The 22,037-nt window shown below is 72.4% G+C and carries 27 protein-coding genes and 3 tRNA genes; 20 read left to right on the top strand and 10 right to left on the bottom strand.

Annotation, left to right across the window (positions count from 1 at the left end; genetic code table 11):
• Positions 1-18: 18 nt before the first annotated feature.
• A complete protein-coding gene (locus tag ACJ5H2_RS06095) occupies positions 19-462 on the top strand; it encodes a universal stress protein (RefSeq protein WP_408898674.1) in 444 nt (147 codons plus the stop codon).
• Between the two features lie 42 nt (positions 463-504).
• On the top strand, positions 505-1,500 hold the full coding sequence (locus ACJ5H2_RS06090) for a TAXI family TRAP transporter solute-binding subunit (RefSeq protein ID WP_408898673.1): 996 nt from the start codon (positions 505-507) through the stop codon (positions 1,498-1,500).
• On the opposite strand, the gene ACJ5H2_RS06085 is transcribed toward ACJ5H2_RS06090, so the two are convergent.
• The 3 genes from ACJ5H2_RS06085 to ACJ5H2_RS06075 are packed head-to-tail and all read right to left on the bottom strand — an operon-like array spanning position 1,430 to position 4,846.
• Positions 1,430-2,821, bottom strand: a complete 1,392-nt coding sequence (locus tag ACJ5H2_RS06085) for a sensor histidine kinase (protein ID WP_408898672.1) — start codon at positions 2,819-2,821, stop codon at positions 1,430-1,432. The genes ACJ5H2_RS06090 and ACJ5H2_RS06085 overlap by 71 nt on opposite strands.
• Positions 2,818-3,492: a response regulator transcription factor gene (locus tag ACJ5H2_RS06080; protein WP_408898671.1), complete on the bottom strand. Its 675-nt coding sequence runs from the start codon at positions 3,490-3,492 to the stop codon at positions 2,818-2,820. The genes ACJ5H2_RS06085 and ACJ5H2_RS06080 overlap by 4 nt, the downstream gene beginning before the upstream one ends.
• Before the next feature lie 25 nt (positions 3,493-3,517).
• Positions 3,518-4,846, bottom strand: coding sequence for an MFS transporter (locus ACJ5H2_RS06075; protein ID WP_408898670.1), 1,329 nt, complete (start codon positions 4,844-4,846; stop codon positions 3,518-3,520).
• Between the two features lie 160 nt (positions 4,847-5,006).
• On the opposite strand from ACJ5H2_RS06075, the gene ACJ5H2_RS06070 reads away from it, so the two are divergent.
• A complete protein-coding gene (locus ACJ5H2_RS06070; RefSeq protein ID WP_408899594.1) occupies positions 5,007-6,347 on the top strand; it encodes an NAD-dependent malic enzyme in 1,341 nt (446 codons plus the stop codon).
• Positions 6,348-6,381: 34 nt separating this feature from the next.
• Here ACJ5H2_RS06070 and ACJ5H2_RS06065 read toward each other — a convergent pair whose 3' ends face one another.
• Positions 6,382-6,519, bottom strand: a complete 138-nt coding sequence (locus tag ACJ5H2_RS06065; protein WP_408898669.1) for a hypothetical protein — start codon at positions 6,517-6,519, stop codon at positions 6,382-6,384.
• Positions 6,516-7,022: a DUF4396 domain-containing protein gene (locus ACJ5H2_RS06060; protein ID WP_408898668.1), complete on the bottom strand. Its 507-nt coding sequence runs from the start codon at positions 7,020-7,022 to the stop codon at positions 6,516-6,518. Before ACJ5H2_RS06060 ends, ACJ5H2_RS06065 begins: the two co-directional genes overlap by 4 nt.
• A gap of 107 nt (positions 7,023-7,129) precedes the next feature.
• Between ACJ5H2_RS06060 and ACJ5H2_RS06055 the strand changes: the two genes are divergently transcribed.
• From ACJ5H2_RS06055 to ACJ5H2_RS06045, 3 genes are all read left to right on the top strand, one after another.
• Positions 7,130-7,203: transfer RNA gene (locus ACJ5H2_RS06055), tRNA-Arg, on the top strand.
• Positions 7,204-7,283: 80 nt separating this feature from the next.
• Positions 7,284-8,090, top strand: coding sequence for an ABC transporter ATP-binding protein (locus ACJ5H2_RS06050; protein WP_408898667.1), 807 nt, complete (start codon positions 7,284-7,286; stop codon positions 8,088-8,090).
• Between the two features lie 48 nt (positions 8,091-8,138).
• On the top strand, positions 8,139-8,801 hold the full coding sequence (locus tag ACJ5H2_RS06045; protein ID WP_408898666.1) for a hypothetical protein: 663 nt from the start codon (positions 8,139-8,141) through the stop codon (positions 8,799-8,801).
• A 94-nt stretch (positions 8,802-8,895) separates the two neighbouring features.
• Here ACJ5H2_RS06045 and ACJ5H2_RS06040 read toward each other — a convergent pair whose 3' ends face one another.
• From ACJ5H2_RS06040 to ACJ5H2_RS06030, 3 genes are read right to left on the bottom strand one after another with little or no spacing between them, the layout of a single operon-like run.
• A complete protein-coding gene (locus ACJ5H2_RS06040) occupies positions 8,896-9,939 on the bottom strand; it encodes an adenosine deaminase (protein ID WP_408898665.1) in 1,044 nt (347 codons plus the stop codon).
• Between the two features lie 31 nt (positions 9,940-9,970).
• Positions 9,971-10,705, bottom strand: a complete 735-nt coding sequence (locus tag ACJ5H2_RS06035; RefSeq protein ID WP_408898664.1) for a DsbA family protein — start codon at positions 10,703-10,705, stop codon at positions 9,971-9,973.
• Positions 10,705-11,232: a MauE/DoxX family redox-associated membrane protein gene (locus ACJ5H2_RS06030; RefSeq protein WP_408898663.1), complete on the bottom strand. Its 528-nt coding sequence runs from the start codon at positions 11,230-11,232 to the stop codon at positions 10,705-10,707. The genes ACJ5H2_RS06035 and ACJ5H2_RS06030 overlap by 1 nt, the downstream gene beginning before the upstream one ends.
• Before the next feature lie 79 nt (positions 11,233-11,311).
• Between ACJ5H2_RS06030 and orn the strand changes: the two genes are divergently transcribed.
• The 3 genes from orn (at position 11,312) to ACJ5H2_RS06015 (ending at position 13,038) form a co-directional block, all read left to right on the top strand.
• Positions 11,312-11,947 (top strand): oligoribonuclease, encoded by a 636-nt coding sequence (gene orn, locus ACJ5H2_RS06025; RefSeq protein ID WP_408898662.1) that lies wholly within the window; start codon positions 11,312-11,314, stop codon positions 11,945-11,947.
• Between the two features lie 48 nt (positions 11,948-11,995).
• Positions 11,996-12,071, top strand: a tRNA-His gene (locus tag ACJ5H2_RS06020).
• A 91-nt stretch (positions 12,072-12,162) separates the two neighbouring features.
• Entirely contained in the window at positions 12,163-13,038 is an 876-nt protein-coding gene (locus tag ACJ5H2_RS06015) for a GNAT family N-acetyltransferase (protein WP_408898661.1), read from the top strand.
• 18 nt (positions 13,039-13,056) lie between these two features.
• Here ACJ5H2_RS06015 and ACJ5H2_RS06010 read toward each other — a convergent pair whose 3' ends face one another.
• Positions 13,057-14,010 carry a pirin family protein gene (locus ACJ5H2_RS06010; protein ID WP_408898660.1) on the bottom strand — a complete coding sequence of 318 codons (954 nt, stop codon included), beginning with the start codon at positions 14,008-14,010 and terminating at the stop codon, positions 13,057-13,059.
• A gap of 99 nt (positions 14,011-14,109) precedes the next feature.
• Between ACJ5H2_RS06010 and ACJ5H2_RS06005 the strand changes: the two genes are divergently transcribed.
• The 3 genes from ACJ5H2_RS06005 (at position 14,110) to ACJ5H2_RS05995 (ending at position 17,303) form a co-directional block, all read left to right on the top strand.
• Positions 14,110-15,681: a phytoene desaturase family protein gene (locus ACJ5H2_RS06005; protein ID WP_408898659.1), complete on the top strand. Its 1,572-nt coding sequence runs from the start codon at positions 14,110-14,112 to the stop codon at positions 15,679-15,681.
• Positions 15,682-16,024: 343 nt separating this feature from the next.
• On the top strand, positions 16,025-17,146 hold the full coding sequence (locus tag ACJ5H2_RS06000) for a hypothetical protein (protein WP_408898658.1): 1,122 nt from the start codon (positions 16,025-16,027) through the stop codon (positions 17,144-17,146).
• An 84-nt stretch (positions 17,147-17,230) separates the two neighbouring features.
• A tRNA-Lys gene (locus ACJ5H2_RS05995) sits at positions 17,231-17,303 on the top strand.
• Here ACJ5H2_RS05995 and ACJ5H2_RS05990 read toward each other — a convergent pair.
• Positions 17,269-17,598: a helix-turn-helix domain-containing protein gene (locus tag ACJ5H2_RS05990; protein WP_408898657.1), complete on the bottom strand. Its 330-nt coding sequence runs from the start codon at positions 17,596-17,598 to the stop codon at positions 17,269-17,271. The genes ACJ5H2_RS05995 and ACJ5H2_RS05990 overlap by 35 nt on opposite strands.
• Positions 17,599-17,690: 92 nt before the next feature.
• On the opposite strand from ACJ5H2_RS05990, the gene ACJ5H2_RS05985 reads away from it, so the two are divergent.
• The 8 genes from ACJ5H2_RS05985 to ACJ5H2_RS05950 all read left to right on the top strand — a co-directional run bounded on the left by ACJ5H2_RS05985 (position 17,691) and on the right by ACJ5H2_RS05950 (position 21,995).
• Positions 17,691-17,906, top strand: coding sequence for a hypothetical protein (locus ACJ5H2_RS05985; protein WP_408898656.1), 216 nt, complete (start codon positions 17,691-17,693; stop codon positions 17,904-17,906).
• Positions 17,903-18,055, top strand: a complete 153-nt coding sequence (locus ACJ5H2_RS05980; protein ID WP_408898655.1) for a hypothetical protein — start codon at positions 17,903-17,905, stop codon at positions 18,053-18,055. Before ACJ5H2_RS05985 ends, ACJ5H2_RS05980 begins: the two co-directional genes overlap by 4 nt.
• Positions 18,055-18,315, top strand: coding sequence for a hypothetical protein (locus ACJ5H2_RS05975; RefSeq protein WP_408898654.1), 261 nt, complete (start codon positions 18,055-18,057; stop codon positions 18,313-18,315). The genes ACJ5H2_RS05980 and ACJ5H2_RS05975 overlap by 1 nt, the downstream gene beginning before the upstream one ends.
• Before the next feature lie 175 nt (positions 18,316-18,490).
• Positions 18,491-19,171 (top strand): hypothetical protein, encoded by a 681-nt coding sequence (locus tag ACJ5H2_RS05970; protein WP_408898653.1) that lies wholly within the window; start codon positions 18,491-18,493, stop codon positions 19,169-19,171.
• A 323-nt stretch (positions 19,172-19,494) separates the two neighbouring features.
• The gene (locus tag ACJ5H2_RS05965) at positions 19,495-19,836 is read left to right on the top strand and encodes a hypothetical protein (protein ID WP_408898652.1); all 342 of its coding nucleotides are present in this window, start codon (positions 19,495-19,497) and stop codon (positions 19,834-19,836) included.
• Positions 19,833-20,210 carry an HNH endonuclease gene (locus ACJ5H2_RS05960; protein WP_408898651.1) on the top strand — a complete coding sequence of 126 codons (378 nt, stop codon included), beginning with the start codon at positions 19,833-19,835 and terminating at the stop codon, positions 20,208-20,210. The genes ACJ5H2_RS05965 and ACJ5H2_RS05960 overlap by 4 nt, the downstream gene beginning before the upstream one ends.
• Entirely contained in the window at positions 20,207-20,566 is a 360-nt protein-coding gene (locus ACJ5H2_RS05955; RefSeq protein WP_408898650.1) for a hypothetical protein, read from the top strand. Before ACJ5H2_RS05960 ends, ACJ5H2_RS05955 begins: the two co-directional genes overlap by 4 nt.
• A complete protein-coding gene (locus ACJ5H2_RS05950) occupies positions 20,502-21,995 on the top strand; it encodes a hypothetical protein (protein ID WP_408898649.1) in 1,494 nt (497 codons plus the stop codon). The genes ACJ5H2_RS05955 and ACJ5H2_RS05950 overlap by 65 nt, the downstream gene beginning before the upstream one ends.
• Positions 21,996-22,037: the final 42 nt, after the last annotated feature.

Genomic DNA, 22,037 nt, shown 5'->3' with positions numbered 1-22,037 from the left:
GCCGACAGGAGAGCAGCGATGGCGGACAAGACGATCGTGACCGGGGTCGACGGCAGCGAGACCGCGACGGCGGCGGCCGAGAGGGCGGCCGTGCTGGCGCGCGCGCTCGGCGCCCGGCTCCACGTGGTGTCGGCCTTCGCCAAGTTCGAGTCGGAGACGGTCCAGATCGGCAGCGACACCCTCATCCTCAGCTCGGAGAAGGACGCCGAGGACGTGGCCGCCAAGGTCACGGCCACCTTGCGCGCGGCCCATCCCGACGTCGAGATCACGAGTGGCTCCGCCGAGGGGAAGCCGGGCGAGGCGCTGGTCGCGACGGCCGAGGAGCTCGGTGCGGAGCTGATCGTGGTGGGCAACAAGCGGGTCCAGGGCATCGCCGGACGCGTGCTCGGCAGCATCGCCCGCGACGTCGCGGCGCACGCGTCGTGCGACGTGTACGTCGCCCACACCCACGACCGCCGCTGACCCGCGCTGTCGGGACAGCCCGCGCGGCGCGAGACTGGTGCCGTGCCCCTCCCGACCGGCCGTGCGTCGTACCCGACGAGGCGCGCGCTGCTGGCCGCGACCGCCGGCGCGGTGGGCCTGGCGAGCGCCGGCTGCTCCGACGGCCGCTTCTGGACGGACGCCACCGGGCGCATCCGGTTGGGAACGGGCAACCCGGGCGCGGTCTTCGACGAGTACGGCGGCGCGCTGGCCCGGGCCGCCCGGCGCGTGATGCCCGCGGTGCGGGTGAGCGTGCGCAACACACGGGGATCGGTCGACAACGTGCGACGGATCGACGGCGGCACGGTGGAGGTGGGCTTCTGTCTCGGTGACACCGCCGACCTGGCCCTGCGCGGGCGGTCGCCGTTCGCGGCGACCCAGGACCTGGTGGCACTCGCCCGGCTCTACGACAGCTTCCTGCAGGTCGTGGTGCGCGACGACTCCCCCGTCACCGAGGCTGCGCAGCTGCGCGGTCGCCGGGTCGCCGTCGGCGAGCAGGGCTCCGGCACCGTGCTCACGGTGACCCGCACCCTGCGCGCCGCCGGGGTCCGGCTGCAGGAGGTGCGGATGGAGCATCCGTCCCTCGCCACCGGCCTCTCGCGCCTCGCCGAGGGGACCATCGACGCGCTGTGCTTCGTCAGCGGCTTCCCGATCCGCTCGCTCGTGGACCTGGCCGCGACCACCCCCCTGCGGGTGCTCGACCTCGGCGGACTGGTGCCGGCGCTCGTCGAGCGCTACGGGCCGCAGTACGTCGCGGGCCCGCTGCCCGCGAGGCCGTACCGGCTGGCGGAGAGCGTGCAGACGGTCAGCGTGAAGACGCACCTCGTGGCCGCCCCGTCGCTGCCGGACGACCTGGCCGCGGGCCTGACCGCGGTGGTCTTCGACGAGCAACAGCGCATCGCGCGCCTGGTGCCCGAGGTGCGCCAGCCGACGGCGGCGGCGGCGATCTTCACCGAGCCCCTTGCGCTCCACCCTGGCTCCCTGCGCTACTTCCGGCAGCGGGACCGCGCGGGATCCTGACCTCGACGAGCAGGCCGGGCTCGCCGGGGCGCAGGAGCAGCGACCCGCCGGCATCGCGCAGCCGCTCCCGCAGGATCGCCAGGCCCAACCCGGTGCCGTCCACGCCGCCGTGCCGGGGCAGACGGTGGAAGCGCCGGCCGAGCCCCGCGACCTCTGCCGCGGTGAGCGCCGGGCCGCCGTCGCACACGCGCAGCAGCCAGTCCGGGCCGGCACCGGCCAGGGTCAGCGCGACGGTCGACCCGGTGGCGTACTTGAGCGCGTTGTCGAGCAGCGCGTCGAGGACGACCGGCATCAGGTCGGGCTCCACGACTGCCGGCGCCCGTGCCGGAAGCGGACCGACGTCCAACAGCTCGCCGAAGAGCGGCTCCCACAGCTCGATCCGCTCGCGCACCTGCGCGACGAGGTCGACCATGTCGCGGGTCCGGTCGCGGGAGCCCGCGCGGCTCACCTCCACCAGGCCCTCCAGTGCCGAGGCGATGCGGTCGGTCTCCCCGAGGACGGGGCCGAGGTCCTCCTCGTCCCGCTCCTCGGCCAGCGACTCCAGCCGGAGGCGGAGCGCCGTCAGCGGGTTGGCCAGCTGGTGCGACACGTCGGCGACGAGGTCGCGCTGCTGCCGCTGCGACTGCTCCACGCTCTCCGCCATCGCGTTGAACGTCTGCGCCAGCTGGCGCAGCTCGGGTGGCCCGACGCCCTCGACGCGCACGCTGGTGTCCCCGGCACCCAGCCGCCGGGCGCTGCGCTCGAGGTCGCTGACCGGCCGCAGGATCCAGCCGACGAGCGGGAGCGCGACCAGCAGCGCGACGAGGCTGAGCGCAGCGACGCCGATCGCCACGACCGCTGCGAGGCGCCACAGGACGGCGTCGCGGACGGCGGACGTGTCCTGCACGATCACCACCGCACCGAGCACCTGGGCGTCGCGGCCGACCGGCGTGGCCACCACCATCGGCGCGGTCCGCCACGGCCACGCGGACGGCGGCGGGGCCGTGGAGCTGCCGTCGAGCGCCCGGCCGACGGCGGCCGCCAGCGGAGGGTCGAGCGGGTCGAGGTCTCCGCCGGACCCGGCGACGACCGAGCCGTCGGCGTCCACGACCAGCACGGCCGCGCCGTACACCTCACGGAAGCGCCGCAGGTCCGGGGTGAGCGCCGCGGCGTCCTCCCACGAGCTGCCGGCCAGGGCAGCGAGGCGCGTCGCCGCCGCGAGCCTCCGCTCGTGCAGGTCGGAGGTGCGCGCCCGCGCGTCGGCCGCCAGCGTCGGGACCAGCAGCGCCGTGAGCAGCACGCCGAGGACGCCGACGGCGAGGACGAGCAGGCGCCGCCTCACGGTGCCCCGCGCTCGACCGCGACGACGCGATAGCCCACGCCCCGCACGGTCTCGATCGCCAGGCTGGCCCCCAGCTTGCCGCGCAGGCTGGCGACGTGGACGTCGAGCGTGCGCGAGGCGCCGACCCAGGTGGTGTCCCAGACCTCCTCCATCAGCGCTGCCCGGGTCACCGGCGACCCGGCACCCCGCAGCAGCGCGCGGAGGAGGTCGAACTCCTTGGCGGTCAGGGCCACGGTGCCCTCGGTGGTGCGCACCTCGCGAGACTCGGCGAGCAGCTCGACGCCGAAGTCGGGCGCCGGTGCCGCGTCGGGCTGTGCCGAGGCCCTCCGCATCACCGCCTCGACCCGGGCCAGCAGCACGGCCAGGCTGTAGGGCTTCGTGACGTAGTCGTCGACCCCGGCCCGCAGGGCAGCCACCACCGAGGACTCGGTACGACGCGCCGTCAGCGCCACGATCGGGACGGCGGACGTCCGGCGGATCTCCTGGCACAGCCACAGGCCGTCGCGGTCGGGCAGGCCCATGTCGAGCAGGACCAGGTCGACGTCGTGGTGGCGCTCGCGCGCCTCCTCCGCGGTGCCGGCGTGGCGCACGCCGTACCCGTTGCGGCGCAGGCGCTGGGTCAGCGCCTCCGCCACACCCTGGTCGTCCTCGACCAGCAGGATCCGCAGCACGCCGTCATGGTAGGTCCGCGCGGCGTCAGGAGCCGCGGACCACTCCCTGCTCCCGGTCCAGGAAGGTCTCGCTGCGGTTGCGGAGCACGAAGGCGTAGACGAAGAGCGAGACGGCGATCGCCCCGGTCACGTACCAGGCGAAGGCACCGACCGCGTCGCGGGTCTTGGCGGCCTCGTAGATGAGGGGCGCCGTTCCTCCCACGGCCGAGTTGGCGAGGGCGTAGCCGAGGCCCACGCCGAGGGCGCGGACGTGGGCGGGGAACAGCTCGGCCTTCACCACGGCGTTGATGGAGGTGTAGCCCGTCAGCAGGACATAGCTGAGCAGGAGGAGGCCGAAGCTCGCGGCCGGAGTGGTCACGGTCGGCAGCTCGGTGATGAACAGGTAGGTGTAGAGGACGCCGCCGATGCCGAACGCGACGAGCAGCGGCTTGCGGCCGACCCTGTCGCTCAGCGCACCGCCGACCGGCTGCATCAGCATGAGGGCCACGAGCGCGGCGAGGTTGATCCAGGTGGCCGTCATCCCCTCGTCGGCGTAGACCGCCTTGACCGTGCTCGGCCCGTTGACGCTGTAGGTGTAGAACGCGATCGTCCCGCCGAGGGTCACCAGGAAGCACAGGGCGAGCTGCCGGGGATAGTTGCGCAGCAGCTCGGCCATCGACCCGGACCGCCGCGCCTGCTCGTCGGCCCCGGCCTCCAGCCGCAGCGACTCGTCCATCGAGGAGCGCAGCCAGAGCACCACCACCGCCGCGACGGCGCCGAACGCGAACGCGACGCGCCAGCCGAACGCCGAGATCTGCTCGTCGGTGAGCACTGCCTGCTGCAGCAGCAGCATCAGCTGCGCGAGCACATGGCCGCCCACGAGCGTGACGTACTGGAAGGAGGAGAAGAAGCCGCGTCGCTCCGGGGTCGCCGCCTCCGACATGTACGTCGCCGAGGTGCCGTACTCGCCGCCGGTCGCGAAGCCCTGCACCAGGCGACACAGCACCAGCAGCACCACGGCTCCGCTGCCGATCGACGCCGCCGTCGGCGCCACCGCGATCACCAGCGACGCGGCCGCCATCAGGCTGACGCTGAACACCAGGGCCGGGCGACGCCCGTGCCGGTCGGCGAAGCGGCCGAAGAACCACGAGCCGACCGGCCGCATGAGGAAGGTGACCGCGAAGATCGCCATCGTGTACACCCCGGCGTTCGGCTCGTCGCCGCCGAAGAAGTGCTCCTCGAAGTAGCTCGCGAAGACGGTGTAGACGTACACGTCGTACCACTCGACGAGGTTGCCGAGGGAGCCTCGGACGGTGTTGAGGACGGCCCGCCGGGTGGAGGGCGGCCGCTGGGTCGTTGCGACGGTCGTTGCCATGGCCGCGACGCTAGGAGTGAGGACCGTCACAGGCGCCGATCGGCCGCCGGACTTTACAAACACTTTGCGTTGCGGCGCCGACTTCCGAGTAACCCCCGGGCGGGTCGAGACTGGGCCCGTGCCCGCGAAGACTGCCACCGCCTCGTCGTACTCCATCACCATGCGCCTGCACACGACCGTCGACCACGGTGTCGTGGGCGAGGTCGCCACCGCGATCGCCGGAGCGGGGGGCATGGTGACGGCGATCGACGTCGCCGACTCGAGCGCGCACCGCCTCACCGTCGACGTCACCTGCTCGGCGGCGGACGCCGAGCACGCCGCCGAGCTGCAGGCCGCGGTCGCCGCGGTCGAGGGCGTGGAGGTGCACAAGGTCTCCGACCGGACCTTCCTCATCCACCTCGGGGGCAAGATCGAGGTCGCCTCGAAGGTGCCCCTCAAGACGCGCGACGACATGTCGCTGGCCTACACCCCCGGCGTGGGACGGGTCTCGATGGCGATCGCGGAGAACCCCGAGGACGTCCGCCGGCTCACCATCAAAGGCAACGCGGTCGCGGTCGTCACCGACGGCTCCGCGGTGCTGGGTCTGGGCAACATCGGCCCGGGCGCCGCTCTGCCCGTGATGGAGGGCAAGGCGGCCCTCTTCAAGCGCTTCGGCGAGATCGACGCCTGGCCGATCTGCCTCGACACCCAGGACACCGACGAGATCGTCCGTGCCGTCGAGCTGATCGCCCCCGGCTTCGGCGGCATCAACCTGGAGGACATCGCGGCGCCGCGCTGCTTCGAGATCGAGGCCCGGCTGCGCGAGCGGCTCGACATCCCGGTCTTCCACGACGACCAGCACGGTACGGCGATCGTCGTGCTCGCCGCGCTGACCAACGCCCTGCGCGTGGTGCGCAAGGAGATCGGCGAGGCGCGGATCGTCGTCTCCGGCGGCGGCGCCGCCGGCACCGCCATCGTCAAGCTGCTGCTCGCGGCGGGCGTGCGCGACGTCGTGGTCGTCGACCGCTCGGGCGCGCTCGTGGCCGGCGACGAGGGTCTGTCCGCCGCCCACGAGGAGCTCGCCGGACTGACCAACGCGGAGCGCCGCACCGGTGGTCTGCAGCAGGTGCTCGAGGGTGCGGACGTGTTCATCGGGGTCAGCGCGCCCGGCATCCTCAAGCCGGAGTGGATCCAGACCATGGCCACCGACCCGGTCGTCTTCGCACTGGCCAACCCCGACCCGGAGGTGGACCCGGCCGCGGCCGCGCGCTTCGCGGCCGTCGTGGCCTCGGGCCGCTCGGACTTCCCGAACCAGATCAACAACGTGCTCGCCTTCCCCGGCGTGTTCCGGGGCCTGCTCGACGCCCGCGCCTCGGAGGTGACGATGGAGATGATGCTGCGCGCGGCCGCCGCGATCGCGCACGTCGTGCGCGACGACGAGCTGAACGCGAGCTTCATCATGCCGTCGGTGTTCCACCCCGAGGTGCACCACGCGGTGGCGGCTGCGATCGCGGGACACTGACCCGGCGCCACGCGCCACGCGGTCCCCGGCCCGCTCAGCGCTCCTGGACGACGGCGGGCCGGTCCAGTCCGTGCGCCGGCGCGTCGTCGTTCTCGAGCTCCGCGGCCACGGACACCACGAGGCCGCCGAGCAGGAAGCCGATCACGCCGGCCGCGAGGGTGTTGACGTTCATGCCGGGTGCTCCGATCCGTGCTGGTGAGGTGTGGGGGCGTCGTGCTCACCGTGGTCCGCGTGACCGCCGTGAGCGCCGTGGTGCAGCGCGTGGCCCTTGCCGCGGTCGATGAGATAGCGGTTGACCGGGAAGGCGGCCAGGAACGCCGCCGACAGGGCGATCATCATCCCGAGCCAGAACACCGGGTTGACCAGTCCGGCGTCCATCGCCCCGGGGATCAGCGCCATCACCGCGTTGTCGACGACCTCCATCACGATGATGGACAAGGTGTCGGCGGCGAGCACCAGCCGCAGGGCCCGGCCCAGGGGCATGCCCGTGCCCAGAAGCGGGAGCGTGGACAGGGCGTAGCCGAACACGAAGGCGAGGGAGACGGCGAGGACCATCGTCGGCACGGTGGCCAGCCCGATCGCCGTACCGATCATCAGGCCGGCGATCTCGCCGATCGCGCAGCCGGTCAGGCAGTGCAGGGTGGCGCTGGCGGCGATCGCGTTGCGGGGGTTCATGGACCGTGCTCCTCTCGGTTGCTGCCGGACCCAACCTAATACCCCCTAGGGGTATTCCGCAATCGCGGTGCGAGCGTGCGCCTTCCCGGGCGATATCCTCACCCCAAGCCTCCGTAGCTCAACTGGATAGAGCGGCCGGCTTCTACCCGGCATGCTGCGGGTTCGAGTCCTGCCGGGGGCGCACACCCGAGAGCTGGGTGGGCGAGGGCGACCCACGGGTCGCTCTCCCCCACCCAGCTCCCTGTCAGAGGAGAGAAACCCGTGGGCCCGACCGTCCTCGACCTGCACGACGTCGTCTTCCGCCGCGGCGGCAACGAGCTGATCCAGGGGGTGGACCTGACGGTCCGGGCCGGCGAGCACTGGGCGCTGCTCGGACCCAACGGCGCCGGGAAGAGCACGCTGCTGAGCTTCTGCGGCGCCCAGGTGCACCCGACCGCCGGCACCGTCGAGGTGCTCGGACGCCGGCTCGGACGAGTCGACGTGCAGGAGCTTCGCCGCGACATCGGGCACGTCAACCCGCGCCACCCGCTCCAGGGTGCTCTCAGCGTGCGCCAGGTCGTGCTGACCGGCATCACGGGCACCGTGGAGCTGCCGATGCGCTGGACGCCCACCCCCGAGCAGACCGCGCGGGCCGACGAGCTGATCGCCGAGGTGGGCCTGGACAGCCACCGTGAGTCACGCTGGCCGACCCTCTCTCAGGGCCAGCGCGGACGCGCGCTCATCGCCCGCGCGCTCGCGGCCCAGCCCCGGCTGCTGCTGCTCGACGAGCCGACCACCGGACTCGACGTCGCCGCTCGCGAGCAGCTGCTGACGGTCCTCGACCGGCTCGCCCACACGGCCCCCGAGGTCGCCTCGGTCCTGGTGACCCACCATCTCGAGGAGCTGCCGACCACCACCAGCCACGCCCTGCTCCTGGCCGAGGGCCGGGTCGTCGCGGCCGGCCCGGTCGCCGACACCCTCACGACGGCCTCGGTCAGCGCCGCCTTCGACCACCCGATCGAGGTCGACCACGACGGCGGCCGGTGGCGGGCCCGCGCCCTGCCGCCGGCCCGGCTCCACAGCGCCTAGGACGAGCCCCTCCCGCGTTGAACCAGGAGGCCCGGGTACCGCCCGGGCATGGCGAACTCCGTGATCACCACCGCAGCCGACCTCGCCGGGCGCGCCCTGGCGTCCCTGACGACCGGCGTGGCCGCCCTGCGCCCACCCGGCGAGAAGCCGCTCCACCCGGAGGGCGAGATGTACGCCGGCCGGCTGGTGCGCCCCGGCTCGTCCACGCCGATCGGCGTCCCCTGGATCGACGACAACGGCGAGGACGAGGTCACCGTCCGGATCTCCCGCGCCATCGGGCTGCCGCACCCGCTGCCCGACGTGCAGGGTCTCGCTCTGCGCGTGCGCACGGGCCGGACGACGTACGGCGACGTGCTGCTCGCCAGCACCGGCTGGGACGCGCTCAGCCGCCACCTGCTCATGCCCGCCTGGAACGCGCACTGGCCGCTCACCACCCTGCTGCCCTACCGCAGCCCGGTCGGGCCCCTGGTCATCGGGGCGCGACCGGTCGACGTCCGCGGCTACCAGCTGTGCTGGGCGACGGTCGGGCGCGAGTGGCACCCGCTGGGCGATCTCACCTTGGAGATGCCGCTCCCGGAGGACACCGAGGTGTCCTTCGACCCCATCCTCAACCCGCTCGCGGCGGGTCTCCAGCAGTACACCTGGGTCGAGCGGCTGCGTGAGCAGTCCTACGCGACCGCCCGCCGGCTGCGGCGCGCCTCCCGGGTCTGAGCCGGGTCACGCCGTACAAAGGAAGCCGCAGCCCCGCGGGAGGTATGAGCCCCGTGGGGCTGAGTGGTCGGCTGAGTGGTCGGCGGTGTGGTCCCTATCCCGCGGCGGCGTCGGCGTACGCGGCGATCTCCCCCCGCACCCGCGCCCGGACCTCCGGCGGCGCGAAGGAGACGTCGACCGCGGCCAGGGCGAGATCGACCAGGCCGGACCCGTCGAGGCCGAGCAGATCGGCCGCGATCTCGTACTCGCGGTTGAGCGTGGTGCCGAACATCGGCGGGTCGTCGGAGTTGATCGTCACCACGACCCCGGCGTCCACGAAGAGCGGGAGCGGGTGCTCGGCGAGCGACGCCACCGCCCGCGTGGCGATGTTGGACGACGGGCAGACCTCGAGCGGGATGCGGTGCTCGGCCAGGTGCGCCAGCAGGGCGGGGTCGCCCGCGGCTGACGTCCCGTGGCCGATCCGCTCGGCGCCCAGGTCGCGCAGCGCCGTCCAGATCGTCTCCGGCCCGGTGGTCTCCCCCGCGTGCGGCACCGAGTGCAGGCCCGCCGCCCGAGCGGCGGCGAAGTGCGGGGCGAACTGCCCGCGCGGCACGCCGACCTCGGGCCCGCCCAGCCCGAAGGCCACGAGACCCTCGGGGGCATGGTCGAGCGCGAAGCCGAGGGTGGCGTCGGCCGCGGGCAGTCCGGACTCCCCGGGGATGTCGTAGATGAAGCGGAGGACGACTCCGAGGTCCCGCTCGGCCGCGACCCGGGCGTCCTCGATCGCCTCGGTGTAGGCCTCGATCGCCATGCCCCGGTCGGGGTCGTGCGGCAGCACCGACGTGTACGGCGTGCAGGTGAGCTCGGCGTACCGCACCGACTGCCCCTCGTGGAGCTCGCGGGCGATCTCGTAGGTCAAGAAGCGCACGTCCTCGGGCGTGCGGACCAGGTCGACGACGGCGAGGTAGACCTCGATGAAGTGGGCGAAGTCGCGGAACGCGAAGAACTCGCGCAGGAGGTCCGGGTCCGAGGGGACCGTGCCGGGGTGGCGCTCGGCCAGCCCGGACACGATCCGCGGCGAGGCGGAGCCGACGTGGTGGACGTGGAGCTCGGCCTTCGGCAGGCCCGCGACGAACGCGGTCAGCGAGTCACTCAGCACGGGCCGATCCTGCCAGCCCGCGGGGTGCCGGTCACCTCAGCTCTGCGGCCAGGTTGTCGGCGAGATCCTGGACCGTACGTCCGTCCTGGAACACCTCGCCGTCGAGCAGGATCGTGGGCGTGCCGGTGATCCCCGCGTCGGTGGCCTCCTTGGTCGCCTGGCTGACCCAGTCCCGGTGCGAGACGGTCTCGATCCCCTCGCGGACGTCGGCCTCGCTCGCGCCGGCCTCGACGGCGAGGTCGACCATCTTGTCGTCGCTCATGGCGTCCGGGTCCTCCTCGGAGGGCTGGTTCTCGTAGAGCAGGTCGTGGAACTTCTTGGCGACCTCGGGGCCGGACTTCTCCAGCACGAGGGCGAAGGCGCTGGCGGCGCGGATGGGGTACTCCCCGAAGGACTGGCTGAGCAGGTCGAAGGGGCGGTACTCGACGAACACCTTGCCGTCGGCGGCAAGCTCCTCGAGGTCCTCGCGGGAGGCCGCCTCCAGCTGGCCACAGTAGGGGCACAGGAAGTCCTCGTAGATCACCACCGAGTGCGGGGCGTCCTCGTCGCCGATCGTCACGCCGTACTTGCTGGAGCCCGCGGACGCCGCCTTGACCTCCTCCTTGTTGAGGAGGCTGATGCCGATCGACCCGCCGACGATGAGCGCCATCACCGCGACGACTCCGGCGATGGTGAGGATGCGACGGCGGTTCTCCCGTCGCTTCTGGGCGGCACGCATCTCGGCGGCCTTCTGCGCCCGCGCAGCGGCCTTCGAGTTCGAGGACATCAGTTCACGGCTCCTTCGGTGACGGCGACCCGCTCGTCGGGCGCCCGGTCGAACAGTAGGGAATCCAGGGACAGTCGGGTGCGGCGCAGGCAGGCGACGAGCAGGGACGCGGCCAGGAGCGCGACATCGCGTGCGATCTCCCAGGGGTACGCCGACGCGGCGCCGGCCTTCGCTCCCCCGCCGCCGAAGCAGCCGCAGTCGATCTCGATGCCCCGCGCCCACACGGAGGCGATCCCGACCACGAAGGCCGCGAACAGCAGCGCCGAGACGACCGCGGCGCCGCGCGTGAGGACGCCCAGCACCAGCGCCAGGCCCACGACCAGCTCGACCGCGGGCAGGGCGAGGCCCACCACCTCGGCCACCGACGACGGCAGCAGCTGGTAGGCGCGCACGGCCGCGATGCTCGCGTCGGGCTCGGTGATCTTCAGCGCTCCGGCCACGATCCAGACGCCGCCGGTCACCAGCCGGGCCACCAGGCCGGCCCAGGCCAGCACCGGCGACCCGGTCGAGGCTCCGGTCGCTGTCATGCCGGCGAGGCTAACCGGCCCCGCTGAGCGGCTGCTGAGAACCGGCACGCCGCTGTCGTACGGCGTAGGGTGCAGCCTCGTGAACGAACGACTGGTCTGGATCGACTGCGAGATGACCGGGCTCGACCTCCGGGCCGACGCCCTCATCGAGATCGCTGCTCTGGTGACCGACTTCGACCTCAACGTGCTCGGCGAGGGCGTCGACATCGTCATCAAGCCGCCCGCGGAGGCCGTGGACCAGATGATCGACTTCGTGCGGTCGATGCACGAGACGTCGGGCCTGCTGGCCGAGCTCGAGAACGGCGTGACGCTGCAGGAGGCGGAGGAGCAGGTCATGGCCTATCTCCGCGAGCACTGCCCGCCGGACAGTCGCCCCCCGCTGGCGGGCAACTCCGTGGCCACCGACCGCGGCTTCGTCGCACGGGACATGGCCGCCCTGGACGCCTTCCTGCACTACCGGATCGTCGACGTCTCCTCGATCAAGGAGTTGTCTCGCCGCTGGTTCCCCCGCGCGTACTTCAACGCACCGACCAAGCGTGGCAACCACCGCGCGCTGGCCGACATCCAGGAGAGCATCGAGGAGCTGCGCTACTACCGCGACACCGTCTTCGTGCCGCTGCCCGGGCCGGACTCGGACGCCGCCAAGGAGGCCGCCGCGCGCCACGGGGGCTCCATCACCGGCCTCGGCAGCCCGCAGACGGATACCGATTCCTGATTCCGGGCCCGTAGCCTCTACACTCGTCCCGGCTCGCAAGAGCCCATGGTGGGTATAGCTCAGCTGGTAGAGCGCCGCGTTGTGGTCGCGGATGTCGCGGGTTCGAGTCCCGTTACTCACCCCAGCCGCCCGGCCGGACTCCTCGGAGTCCGGCCGGCGCTGCTTGTGCTCCCCGCGGCTCGACGCACCGCACATTGTCTGACTAAGGTCAGAGAATGCTGACCGAGGTGCTCCGCCGCTTCAACCGGACCTACACCCAGCGCATCGGGGTGCTGGACGAGTCGTTCCTGGGGACCGGCCGCCCGCTGGCCGTGTCTCGCCTCCTCTTCGAGGTGGGCGCCGACGGCGCAAACGGTGCGGGCGGCGCGGGGGTGCGCGAGCTGCGCGACCGGCTCGAGCTCGACTCGGGACATCTGTCCCGCATGCTGCGCCGGCTCGAGGCCGACGGACTGATCGCGACCGTCCCCGACCCGGCCGACGGGAGGCGACGGCTGGTCCGGCTCACCGCTGCCGGCCGCGCGGCGTACGACGACCTCGAGCGACGCTCGGAGGAGCGGGCGGCGGCGCTGGCACGCCCGCTGACGGCGCGCCAGCAGGAGCGTCTCGCCGAGGCCCTGCGGACGGCGGACCTGCTCGTGCGCGCCGCGACCGTCCGCCTGGAGCAGGTCGCCGCGGACGCACCGGTCGCCCAGGAGGCGACCCGCCGCTACTTCGCCGAGCTCGACGCCCGCTTCCCCGGCGGCTTCGACCCGGGCGGACCCGACGCGCCCGAGCCGGGCTCGACCTACGTGGTCGCGACGTCGGCGGGAGCGCCCGTGGCGTACGGCGGGATCCGACCGGTCCTGGACGCGGAGACTGCGGAGATCAAGCGGATGTGGGTGCACGGCGAGTGGCGGGGCGCCGGTCTCGGCGCGCGGATGCTGCGGCACCTCGAGGAGCTCGCCACCGAGCAGGGCTACCGCCGCGTCGTACTCGACACGAACGGCAGCCTGCTCGAGGCGATCGCGATGTACGAGCGGGCCGGCTACACGCCGATCCCGCGCTACAACGACAACCCGTACGCCGAGGCCTTCTTCGCCAAGGACCTCTGAGCCTCGCCGAGCCCGCTCTCACGCCCCCGTCGGGAGGCCGAACCGGCCCTTCTGGAAGTCCTCGTAGGCGGCCATCACCTCGGCCTTGGTGTTCATCACGAACGGCCCGGCCCAGGCGATCGGCTCGCGGATCGGCTGGCCGCCGACCACGATCACGTCGAGCTTCGGGGAGCGGCTCTCCTGCCGACCGTCCGCCGTGACGGTGAGGTAGTCGCCGCCGCCGAGGACCGCGGTCTGGCCCGCGCGCAGCGTGCTCGGGTCCGCGGCGCCGACCGTACCGGAGCCGTTGAGGACGTAGACGAGCGCGTTGTGCTCGACCTGCCACGGCAGGTCGAGGCGGGCGCCCGGCTCGATGGTCGCGTGCACCAGCGTCATCGGGCTGTAGGTCGACCCCGGCCCCGCGTGACCGTCGACGCTGCCGGCGATCACGCGGACCAGGGCGCCGGCGTCGTCGCTCGTCAGCAGAGCGACCTCGCCGGAGCGGATGTCCTGGTAGCGCGGGTCCCGCATCTTGTCGGCCTTCGGCAGGTTCACCCACAGCTGGATGCCGTGGAAGAGGCCGCCCTGCTGGACCAGCCACTCCGGCGGCGTCTCGATGTGGAGCAGTCCGCTGCCCGCCGTCATCCACTGGGTGTCGCCGTTGGTGATCGAGCCGCCGCCACCGTGGCTGTCATGGTGGTCGAAGACGCCGTCGATGATGTAGGTGACGGTCTCGAAGCCGCGGTGCGGGTGCCAGGGCGTGCCCTTCGGCTCTCCGGGGGCGTACTCCACCTCGCCCATCTGGTCCATCATGATGAACGGGTCCAGGTGGCGCATGTCGATGCCGGCGAAGGCACGGCGCACCGGGAAGCCCTCTCCCTCGTAGCCCTGCGGCGCCGTGGTCACCTGCCACACGGGTCGGGGCTGGTCGCCGAGCCCCGGCGCGCGCAGGCGCGGCAGGGTGGTCAGGTCGTCGACGGTGATGGCGGGCATCGCATCCACCTCCAGGTGGCTGGTCGGATTGGTTGCCGTGTCAACCATACTTCGGCGTGGGACATTCCCGCCAGGCCCGGCAGTCCCTAGGGTCAGGGCATGACTCGCTACGACGCGGTCGTCGTCGGCGCCGGCCACAACGGCCTGACGGCCGCGGCCTATCTCGCCCGCGCCGGCCTCTCCGTCCTCGTGCTCGAGCGGCTCGGGCACGTCGGCGGGGCGGCGGTCTCGACCCGGGCGTTCCCCCCGTTCCCCACCCGGCTCTCGCGGTACTCCTACCTGGTCTCGCTGCTGCCCGACCGCGTCGTTGCGGACCTCGGGCTCGACCTGCGCCTGGTCAGCCGGCCCACCGCGTCGTACTCCCCCACGACCCGGGCGGGCCGCGCGACCGGCCTGCTGGTGGAGCGCAGCGAGGGCGAGGCCACCCGCGCCTCCTTCCGCGAGCTGACCGGAGGCGATGACGAGTACGACGCCTGGCGCGCGTTCTACAGCGGCGTCGGCGAGCTGGCCCGGGCGGTCGCGCCCACGCTGACCGAGCCGCTCGCCACGGACCGGGCAGTGCGCGAGCAGGTCGACCCGGAGATCTGGCGCGACGTCGTCGAGCAGCCGCTCGGCGTGGCGATCCGGCGCCGCTTCCGCGACGACCTGGTGCGCGGCGTGGTCGCCACCGACGCGCTGATCGGGACCTTCGCCTCGCTGCACGACCCGTCGTTGGCCCAGAACCGCTGCTTCCTCTACCACCTCGTGGGCAACGGGACCGGCGAGTGGCGGGTGCCCGTGGGCGGCATGGGCGCGGTGACCGAGGCCCTGGCGCGCGCGGCGCGCGAGGCGGGCGCCGAGATCGTGACCGGAGCCGGGGTGAGCGCGATCCGCCCCCAGGGCGACGCGCCGGGCGACCTCGTGGAGGTGCGCTGGCACGACGGCGGCCGCGAGCACACGGTCACGGCGTCGTCCGTGCTCGCGAACGTCGCGCCATGGGTCCTGCGGATCCTGCTCGGCGGCGAGGAGGACCTCGCCACCAAGCCCGAGGGCGCGCAGCTCAAGGTCAACTTCCTGCTCTCCCGCCTGCCGCGCCTGCGCTCCGGGATCGACCCCGAGGTCGCGTTCGCGGGGACGCTCCACCTGGCCGAGGCCGCCTCCGACCTCGAGGTGGCCTGGGCCGCCGCCAGCCGCGGCGAGCTGCCCGACCCGCTCCCCGGCGAGGTGTACTGCCACTCCCTGACCGATCCGTCGATCCTGGGCGACATGCCGCCGGGCACCCACACGCTGACCTACTTCGGCCTGCACACCCCGGCCCGGCTCTTCGAGGCCGACCCGGACCGCATGCGCGAGGAGGCGGTCCGCCGAGCCATCGCCTCCCTCGACGCGGTCCTCGCCGAGCCGCTGGACGAGGTCGTGCTGCGCACGCCCGAGGGCGCACCCTGCATCGAGGCCAAGATCCCGCAGGACATCGAGGCCGACCTCGCCATGCCGGGCGGACACATCTTCCACGGCGACCTGGAGTGGCCCTGGGCCCCGGCCCGCGCCCGGCTCGAGACGCCCGCCGAGCGCTGGGGCGTGCAGACCGGCCACCCGGGCGTCCTGCTGTGCGGGGCGGGGGCGCGCCGGGGCGGCGCGGTCTCCGGGCTCGGCGGGCACAACGCCGCCCAGGCGGTGCTCGAGGCCCGCTGAGCACAGGGCGGTGAGCGCGACCCATCCGCAGGGACGTCGCCGCGGACGGCGTTCGAACGTGTGTTCGGGTAAAATGTGCCCATGATCTCGGACCTCTCGGATGCCTCGCCGCAGCAGCTGCTGCGCGCCTCCGAGGAGGCGGTGCGGGAGGGCCGGCTGCTCGACGTACGGCGGCTCGAGCTGCTGTTGGCGTGGGCCGATCTGCACTCCGGTGACCCGCAGGACGAGCCCGGCGCGGTTCCGGTGCGCCACGGCGGGCCGCGGCTGGTCAGCCTGGGCGGGGAGGGCACCCCGCGGGTGGCGGACCTGTCGTTGGTGGAGATCGCGGTCGCGCCACGAGAGCGTGGCCGCGACCCGCAGCGCCCTGGCCGACGCCTTCGACCTGCGCCACCGGCTGCCGACGGTGTGGGCCGGGGTGAGGGACGCACGCTGCGAGCCGTGGGTGGTGCGCAAGGTCGCCCGGATGTCGCGGCGGCTCGATGTCGAGCAGGTCCGGATCGTCGACGCCGCGGTCGCCGCGGCGCTCGACGAGGCCCCCTCGCGGATCCTCGCGATCGCCGAGGCCAAGGTCGTCGAGGCCGACCAGGCCGCCCACGCGGAGCGGATCGCGGCCAACCGCGAGCGCAGGGGCGTGTGGTACCCCGCACCGCGGCCCGGCTCCCAGGTCGACGACGACCCGCAGACCAACACCGCCGGCATCGCCACCGTGTTCGCCCGCATCGACGAGGCCGACGACCAGCCGCCGCCGTCGATGGACCACTGGCGTGCCGAGGCCTTCGCCATGCTCGCCGACCCCGCCGCCGTCCTCACCTTCCTCGGCTCGCTCGACGACACCGACGCCCACAAGACAGACGCCGACAAGATGGACGCCGACGACCCGAGCGAGCACGACAGCCCGCGCCGTCCCGACGGCGCGAGCGCTGAGCTCGTCGTCCACCTCTCCCTCGGCGAGGCCGGAGCCTTCGGTCCCGTCGCTCGGGTCGAGGGCCTGGGACCGCGACTGCTGTCCCAGGTCCGCGAGCTCCTCGCCCGCCACACCGCCGTCACGCTCATCCCGGTCGTCGACCTCCACGCCGGCCGCTGCGTCAACGGCTACGAGCACCCCACCGACGTCCGGCACCGGGTCGAGCTCCGCACCCTCGGCGACGTCTTCCCCCACGCGGCGACGCTGTTCCACCGCCGCGGTCGCGCCCCCGACCACGACCACACCGTGCCCTACGACCGGCACGGCCCACCCGGCCAGACCGGGGACCACAACGACACCCCCCTCACCCGGCACCACCACCGCGCCAAGACCCACCTCGGCTACACCGTCCTGCAGCTCGGCCCCGACCGATGGGTCTGGGGAACACCCCACGGCCTCTACCGCCTCGTCACCACAACCGGCACCACCACCCTCACCCAGGCCGAGTACCACCTCCTCACCGAGCACGCCGTCGAGCTGGCCGGCCAGTACGCCGCCTGATCACCAGCCGTGCGACCGGCAGGGCGTCCCGATTTCGTGCGCCCCGTCGTACGCTGGTAATGTTCCATCTCGCGTTCGACGCAGGCGCCATTAGCTCAATTGGCAGAGCAGCTGACTCTTAATCAGCGGGTTCGGGGTTCGAGTCCCTGATGGCGTACAGACTGAAGCCTCACCGCCTCCGGTGAGGCTTCACCTGTTTCTAGCCACTGCAGGTCGACCCCGCATCCAGCCGCCCACATCCACAGGGTGCTCTTCTTGGGCCGCGTGCGGTCACCCAGCCACCGGCTGACCGTCTCGCGAGAAACGCCGAACGCTTCGGCCATCTCGCCAACGCCCATGCCGGCCAGATCCATCGACTTGCGCAGACGATCACCGAGCGTCCACTCAGGGATCCGTGCGCCGTCTTCGTCGTCTCGACGCGGCAGCCGGTCGAGGAGAGAGATTGCTGTCATGAGGCACATCATGCCGGGAGACAAAACAATTGTCACGTACATCCGGCGTGGCGTGGCGCGTCAGACTGTCCTCATAGGGCATTTTTCGACGCATGGCCGACCACTACTTGAAGTCCGTTGAACTCCTCGACGAGGCGGAAGCCCTCCGCGTCGAGCTCGATGCCCTGTACGACGAGCCCCGCAAGTGGGACGTCCAGGAGCAGATCGGCGCCAAGCGCGCCCACCTGCGCGACGTGCTCAAGCGCGCCGAGATCCACAGCAACCTCGCCGTAGCCCAGGCGACGTTCGAGCGGACGGTCGGACTGTGAACCGCCCGTCGTTCTACTGGTGGGACGACGCGGTCCTCGTGGCGCAGCAGATCGCTGCGCAGTCCGGTGTCCGGCAGCGGGTGAGCAAGACCGCCAACGCGTCGAACCCGTGGCGGGTCACCCCGGCGATCCTCCGGGCGGTGTCGTGATGGCAGAGAAGTTGCTGATCGTCCCCTCTCTCGCCGTCGCTCGGTCGATCCCGGGCGTGCACGTCGATCGCCGATATGGCGTCCTCGCGCAGTACCGCACCGATGACGGGTACCTCGTCCTGTCGAACCGGCAGATCCGCGACGGCGCGGTGCGCGGCCTGGTGGTCTCCCGCGTGGTGCTGCACATGGACGCGCCCCCTCTCACGGACGCCGACCGCGACGAACTGATGCCTGCCCTCATCACCGGAGGCGGTGCCTGATCGTGCCTCGCCCCCGACGTCCGCTCACGCCGCACGACGATCGCCACGGCACTCCTGCCGGTCACCGGGCACACCTGCGCGAGGGCTCCAAGCCCTGCCGGGCGTGCCTCGATGCGCGCAACGTCTACCGGCGTGAGTGGCGTCAGACCCGACGTCTCCTCGGAGAGGAAGCGTCATGATGCTCGCGGCGAACCTAAAGGTGAACCGCCGGCCGAAGCGCGTGCGCCGCGCGCTGCGCCGCCACCTGCGGCCGCGCCCGAAGGTCGTGGCGCTCCAGGAGGCAGGCGGCTACCTCGACTGCATCCGCGATCTCGCCGACCAGCTCGGCTATCGCGTGATCGCCGCGCCTGCCTCTGCTGGCAAGGGCATGAACTCCAGCGTCCTCCTGATCCACGCCGACGTCACCGTGTACGCATCCGGTGTCGCCCTGGCCCGCACTCCGTGGATCGGCCCGCGTCTCCGGATCCGCTGGGCCGGTCGCGCGTTCTCGTGGGCGGTCGTCGACCTCGACGGCAAGCGCACGCTGGTGGCCAGCGTCCACATGCCCACCGAGGGACGTGGGCTCAACCGCGTCGCGTGGGCCGCATGCAAGGCCAGGCTCCGCCTCCTCGTGCGCAAGCACGGGTCGCAGGCGTTCGCGCTCCTCGGCGACTGGAACAACCGCGACGACGACACCGGCAGGAAGAGCATCCGCCACATGGCGAAGCGGCTCGGAGCCGAGATCGTCCGAGGCGGCTCCCATATCGACTACGCGGTCGCACGAGGCATCGCCCTCGTCGGCCGTCGCGGTCCTGCCCGAGGCAGCGACCACCCATCGACGACCTACTCCCGCAAGGAGGCACGACCCGGCCGCTGACACAGCGGCACCACAACGCACCAACGTCGTCTGTTCCGAGGTCCCGACGCTAACCAGACCTGACGGTGATCGAACCCTTAGACCACGCAGGACCGTTCCGTGGTCGGCCGAGGCTGATGCCTGATCAGCGAATGCCCCGGTTTCTAGCCCGAGCCGCCCGCGAAACGCGAGGTGGCTACTAGTCGTGGACTCGGGACGGTGGAGCGGAACAACCGGGGTTCGGCGCTTGGGGGGGTTCCAATGCCGCGCCCCCGGCTTAGGGGGCTCCGATGCCGCCGCAACCCGCTAGCAGACAGCAAGCACCGATTGGAGGAAGTGACCAAATGCAGACCGCGACCCCGACCGACATCGAGCACCTGACCGCGCTCGTCTACTCGATCCGCACGGACTGGGAGCAGTGGCTCATCAAGCAGGTGCTCAGTGCCCACCGCGACCGCGTCGCCTTGGCCGACCTCGCCGAGGCTGCTGTCCGCTGCGCCCGTGACTCGCAGCTCCACACCCCGAAGGCCATCACCTTCCGAGGCCCGCACTGGCGCGGCCTCGACACCGCGCCGCCCGAAATCACGGGCGGGCCGCGCTGCACCGTGTGCGGCAAGATCGAGGGCAAGTGTCTGACCGAGCGCCCCGGTCCCGACGACCACGAGTTCACGGAGCCCCGGCCATGAGCCTGCCGAAGTGGGGCGGCTACCGCGCCCAGCGATGGAAGGCCGAGGTGCTGGCGAGGTACGGCACGGTGTGCGTGCTGCGCTACCCCGGCATCTGCACCGAGGTCGCGACGACCGGCGACCACATCGTGCCGCGCTCGGTCGACCTCTCGCGTCAGTACGACGTGAGCAACGGTCGCCCTGCGTGCCTGCCGTGCAACCAGCACCGGGGCGACGGTCGTCACGACCCGCCCGTCTCGCTCGACGCCCGCGCGTTTTTTGAGAGCGCCGAACCACTGCCGAAGGAGTCCGAGCAGTCTCCCCCCCAGGCGTCCAGAAAAACGGCGGACGGCGTCGGGCTGGTCCGGTTCGAGTGGGATGGAGCGCGGTCATGACGGAGCCCTCTGAGTTCGCCCAGGCCGAGGCCGCCCTCCCCGGTCTGGAGCCGTCGCGACCGCACGACTCGGCGATGGTCAAGGCCGCGCGCCGCACGATCACGTCGCTCGAGGCCGCTGGCTACCTCGACGAGCGTCACGCCGTGCTGTGCCAGCAGATGATCGAACTCGCCGAGGTCGTCGACATCGGTCGCCGCTCCGGCAAGGCGTCGGCCGTCGCGATGGCGGCCGCGCAGATCATCGCGACGTACCAACTGATGGTCCCCGAGGCGAGCGGAGGTGAGGGAGGCGATGCTTGGGACGAGCTCGTGGCCGACATGCGACGGAGCGCCACCGCTCCACGCGACTCCTCGTAACCTCGCGCTCCGATCGGAGGGCGCGCAGGTCGAGGCGGTCGCGCGCGCCCTCGGCACGCCGCTGCTCCCGTGGCAGCGTCGCGTTGCAGACGTCGCGGGCGAGCGTCGACCGGACGGCTCCTACGAGCACCAGGTCATCGTGGTGTCCGTGCCGCGCCAGTCGGGCAAGACGGCGCTCCTCCGCGCGATCGGCACGCACCGCGCGATGCTCGGCCGCTCGGTGTTCTACACCGCGCAGACGGGCAAGGACGCGCGCGCCCGGTGGTCCGACCTCGTCAAGGCGCTGCGCCTCTCTCCGGCGTTCGCGGGCAAGATGAAGTCGGAGGAGATCAAGGTCGCACTGCGCGGCGGGTCCGAACACGTCGAGTTCCCGACTGGCGGTGTCTTCCAGGCGTTCGCCCCGACCGTCGAGTCCCTGCACGGCTACACCCCGCCGTCCGTGCTCGTCGACGAGGCGTTCGCCCAGTCGCAAGCGAACGGCGAACTTCTCATCGGCGCGATCGAGCCTGCCCAGCGCACGATCGTCGACCGGCAGCTCTGGCTTGTGTCGACCATGGGAACGGCGGAGTCCACCTGGTTCCATGACTGGATCGAGCGTGCCCGGCTCGGCGTCGACCGCGTCGCGCTGTTCTTGTGGGGTGCGAGCGAGGACCAGGATCCGTTCGACGTCGACGACATTGCCGCCTTTCACCCGGCGGTCGGGTTCGAGTTCCGCGAGGTCGGTCACGACACCGGGCTCGTCACGACCGCCGAGTCGATCCTCGCGGCGGCCGACAAGATGTCCCGCTCGGAGTACATCCGCGCCTACGGCAACCGGAAGACCTCGACCGCCGAAACCCTGATCCCCGCCGAGGACTGGGCGGCGCTCTCCGTCCAGGCCCGGACCGGCGACGACACCGCGACCCTCGCCCCGCCGGCCGATCGCCGCGACGTCACGCTCGTGTACGACGTCGACGAGCACGCCGCAGCCGCCGCGATCGTCGCGGTGTGGGAGGACGAGGCGACCGGGCTCCCGGCCGCCAAGGTCGTCCAGTCCGGCCCCGGCGTCTCCTGGCTCGCCGACGCCGTCGCCGACCTCGACGTCGCATGGCGCCCCGGACGCGTCGTCGCGGTCGGTAACGGCCCGGTCCTCGACGTCACCGCCCAGGTACGCGGCGAGGGTGTCGATGTCGACGAGTTGAACGAACGCGACTTCGCCGCCGCCACCACCGGACTCCTCGTCGCGGTCACCAACCAGCAGCTCGTGCACGACGGCGACCCGGTCCTCGCGTCCGCGATCGGCGGACTCGTCACCCGCTCGTCCGTCGTCGACGGCGTCGCGTTCTCCCGCCGCCACTCGGTGGGATCCACGGCCGCCGCGATCGCCCTCGCCGCCGGGCTCCACCGCCACCGCCACGCCCCCGCCGGTGCACCGCTGATCCGGTTCTGACACGCCGGATAAATGTCTCCCGGACACGTCCGCGTGTCGGTC

Origin of the sequence: Nocardioides pymetrozini (assembly GCF_046058985.1) — a bacterium.
In the GTDB taxonomy this organism is placed as follows: domain Bacteria; phylum Actinomycetota; class Actinomycetes; order Propionibacteriales; family Nocardioidaceae; genus Nocardioides.
Note: the sequence above shows the minus strand (reverse complement) of the source record. Positions and strands in the feature narration are given on the sequence as shown.

Excerpts from the sequence above, each read along its gene's own strand:
- ACJ5H2_RS05985 (WP_408898656.1), top strand. The coding sequence starts at position 17,691 with ATGGCCGACCACTACTTGAAGTCCGTTGAACTCCTCGACGAGGCGGAA.
- ACJ5H2_RS05960 (WP_408898651.1), top strand. The coding sequence starts at position 19,833 with ATGAGCCTGCCGAAGTGGGGCGGCTACCGCGCCCAGCGATGGAAGGCC.
- ACJ5H2_RS06095 (WP_408898674.1), top strand. The coding sequence starts at position 19 with ATGGCGGACAAGACGATCGTGACCGGGGTCGACGGCAGCGAGACCGCG.
- ACJ5H2_RS06060 (WP_408898668.1), bottom strand. The coding sequence starts at position 7,022 with ATGAACCCCCGCAACGCGATCGCCGCCAGCGCCACCCTGCACTGCCTG.
- ACJ5H2_RS06035 (WP_408898664.1), bottom strand. The coding sequence starts at position 10,705 with ATGTCCTCGAACTCGAAGGCCGCTGCGCGGGCGCAGAAGGCCGCCGAG.
- ACJ5H2_RS05950 (WP_408898649.1), top strand. The coding sequence starts at position 20,502 with ATGCTTGGGACGAGCTCGTGGCCGACATGCGACGGAGCGCCACCGCTC.
- ACJ5H2_RS06075 (WP_408898670.1), bottom strand. The coding sequence starts at position 4,846 with ATGGCAACGACCGTCGCAACGACCCAGCGGCCGCCCTCCACCCGGCGG.
- ACJ5H2_RS06065 (WP_408898669.1), bottom strand. The coding sequence starts at position 6,519 with ATGAACGTCAACACCCTCGCGGCCGGCGTGATCGGCTTCCTGCTCGGC.
- ACJ5H2_RS05955 (WP_408898650.1), top strand. The coding sequence starts at position 20,207 with ATGACGGAGCCCTCTGAGTTCGCCCAGGCCGAGGCCGCCCTCCCCGGT.
- ACJ5H2_RS05975 (WP_408898654.1), top strand. The coding sequence starts at position 18,055 with ATGGCAGAGAAGTTGCTGATCGTCCCCTCTCTCGCCGTCGCTCGGTCG.
- ACJ5H2_RS06005 (WP_408898659.1), top strand. The coding sequence starts at position 14,110 with ATGACTCGCTACGACGCGGTCGTCGTCGGCGCCGGCCACAACGGCCTG.
- ACJ5H2_RS06030 (WP_408898663.1), bottom strand. The coding sequence starts at position 11,232 with ATGACAGCGACCGGAGCCTCGACCGGGTCGCCGGTGCTGGCCTGGGCC.
- ACJ5H2_RS06070 (WP_408899594.1), top strand. The coding sequence starts at position 5,007 with ATGCGCCTGCACACGACCGTCGACCACGGTGTCGTGGGCGAGGTCGCC.
- ACJ5H2_RS05965 (WP_408898652.1), top strand. The coding sequence starts at position 19,495 with ATGCAGACCGCGACCCCGACCGACATCGAGCACCTGACCGCGCTCGTC.
- ACJ5H2_RS06015 (WP_408898661.1), top strand. The coding sequence starts at position 12,163 with ATGCTGACCGAGGTGCTCCGCCGCTTCAACCGGACCTACACCCAGCGC.
- ACJ5H2_RS05970 (WP_408898653.1), top strand. The coding sequence starts at position 18,491 with ATGATGCTCGCGGCGAACCTAAAGGTGAACCGCCGGCCGAAGCGCGTG.
- ACJ5H2_RS06010 (WP_408898660.1), bottom strand. The coding sequence starts at position 14,010 with ATGCCCGCCATCACCGTCGACGACCTGACCACCCTGCCGCGCCTGCGC.
- ACJ5H2_RS05990 (WP_408898657.1), bottom strand. The coding sequence starts at position 17,598 with ATGACAGCAATCTCTCTCCTCGACCGGCTGCCGCGTCGAGACGACGAA.
- ACJ5H2_RS06045 (WP_408898666.1), top strand. The coding sequence starts at position 8,139 with ATGGCGAACTCCGTGATCACCACCGCAGCCGACCTCGCCGGGCGCGCC.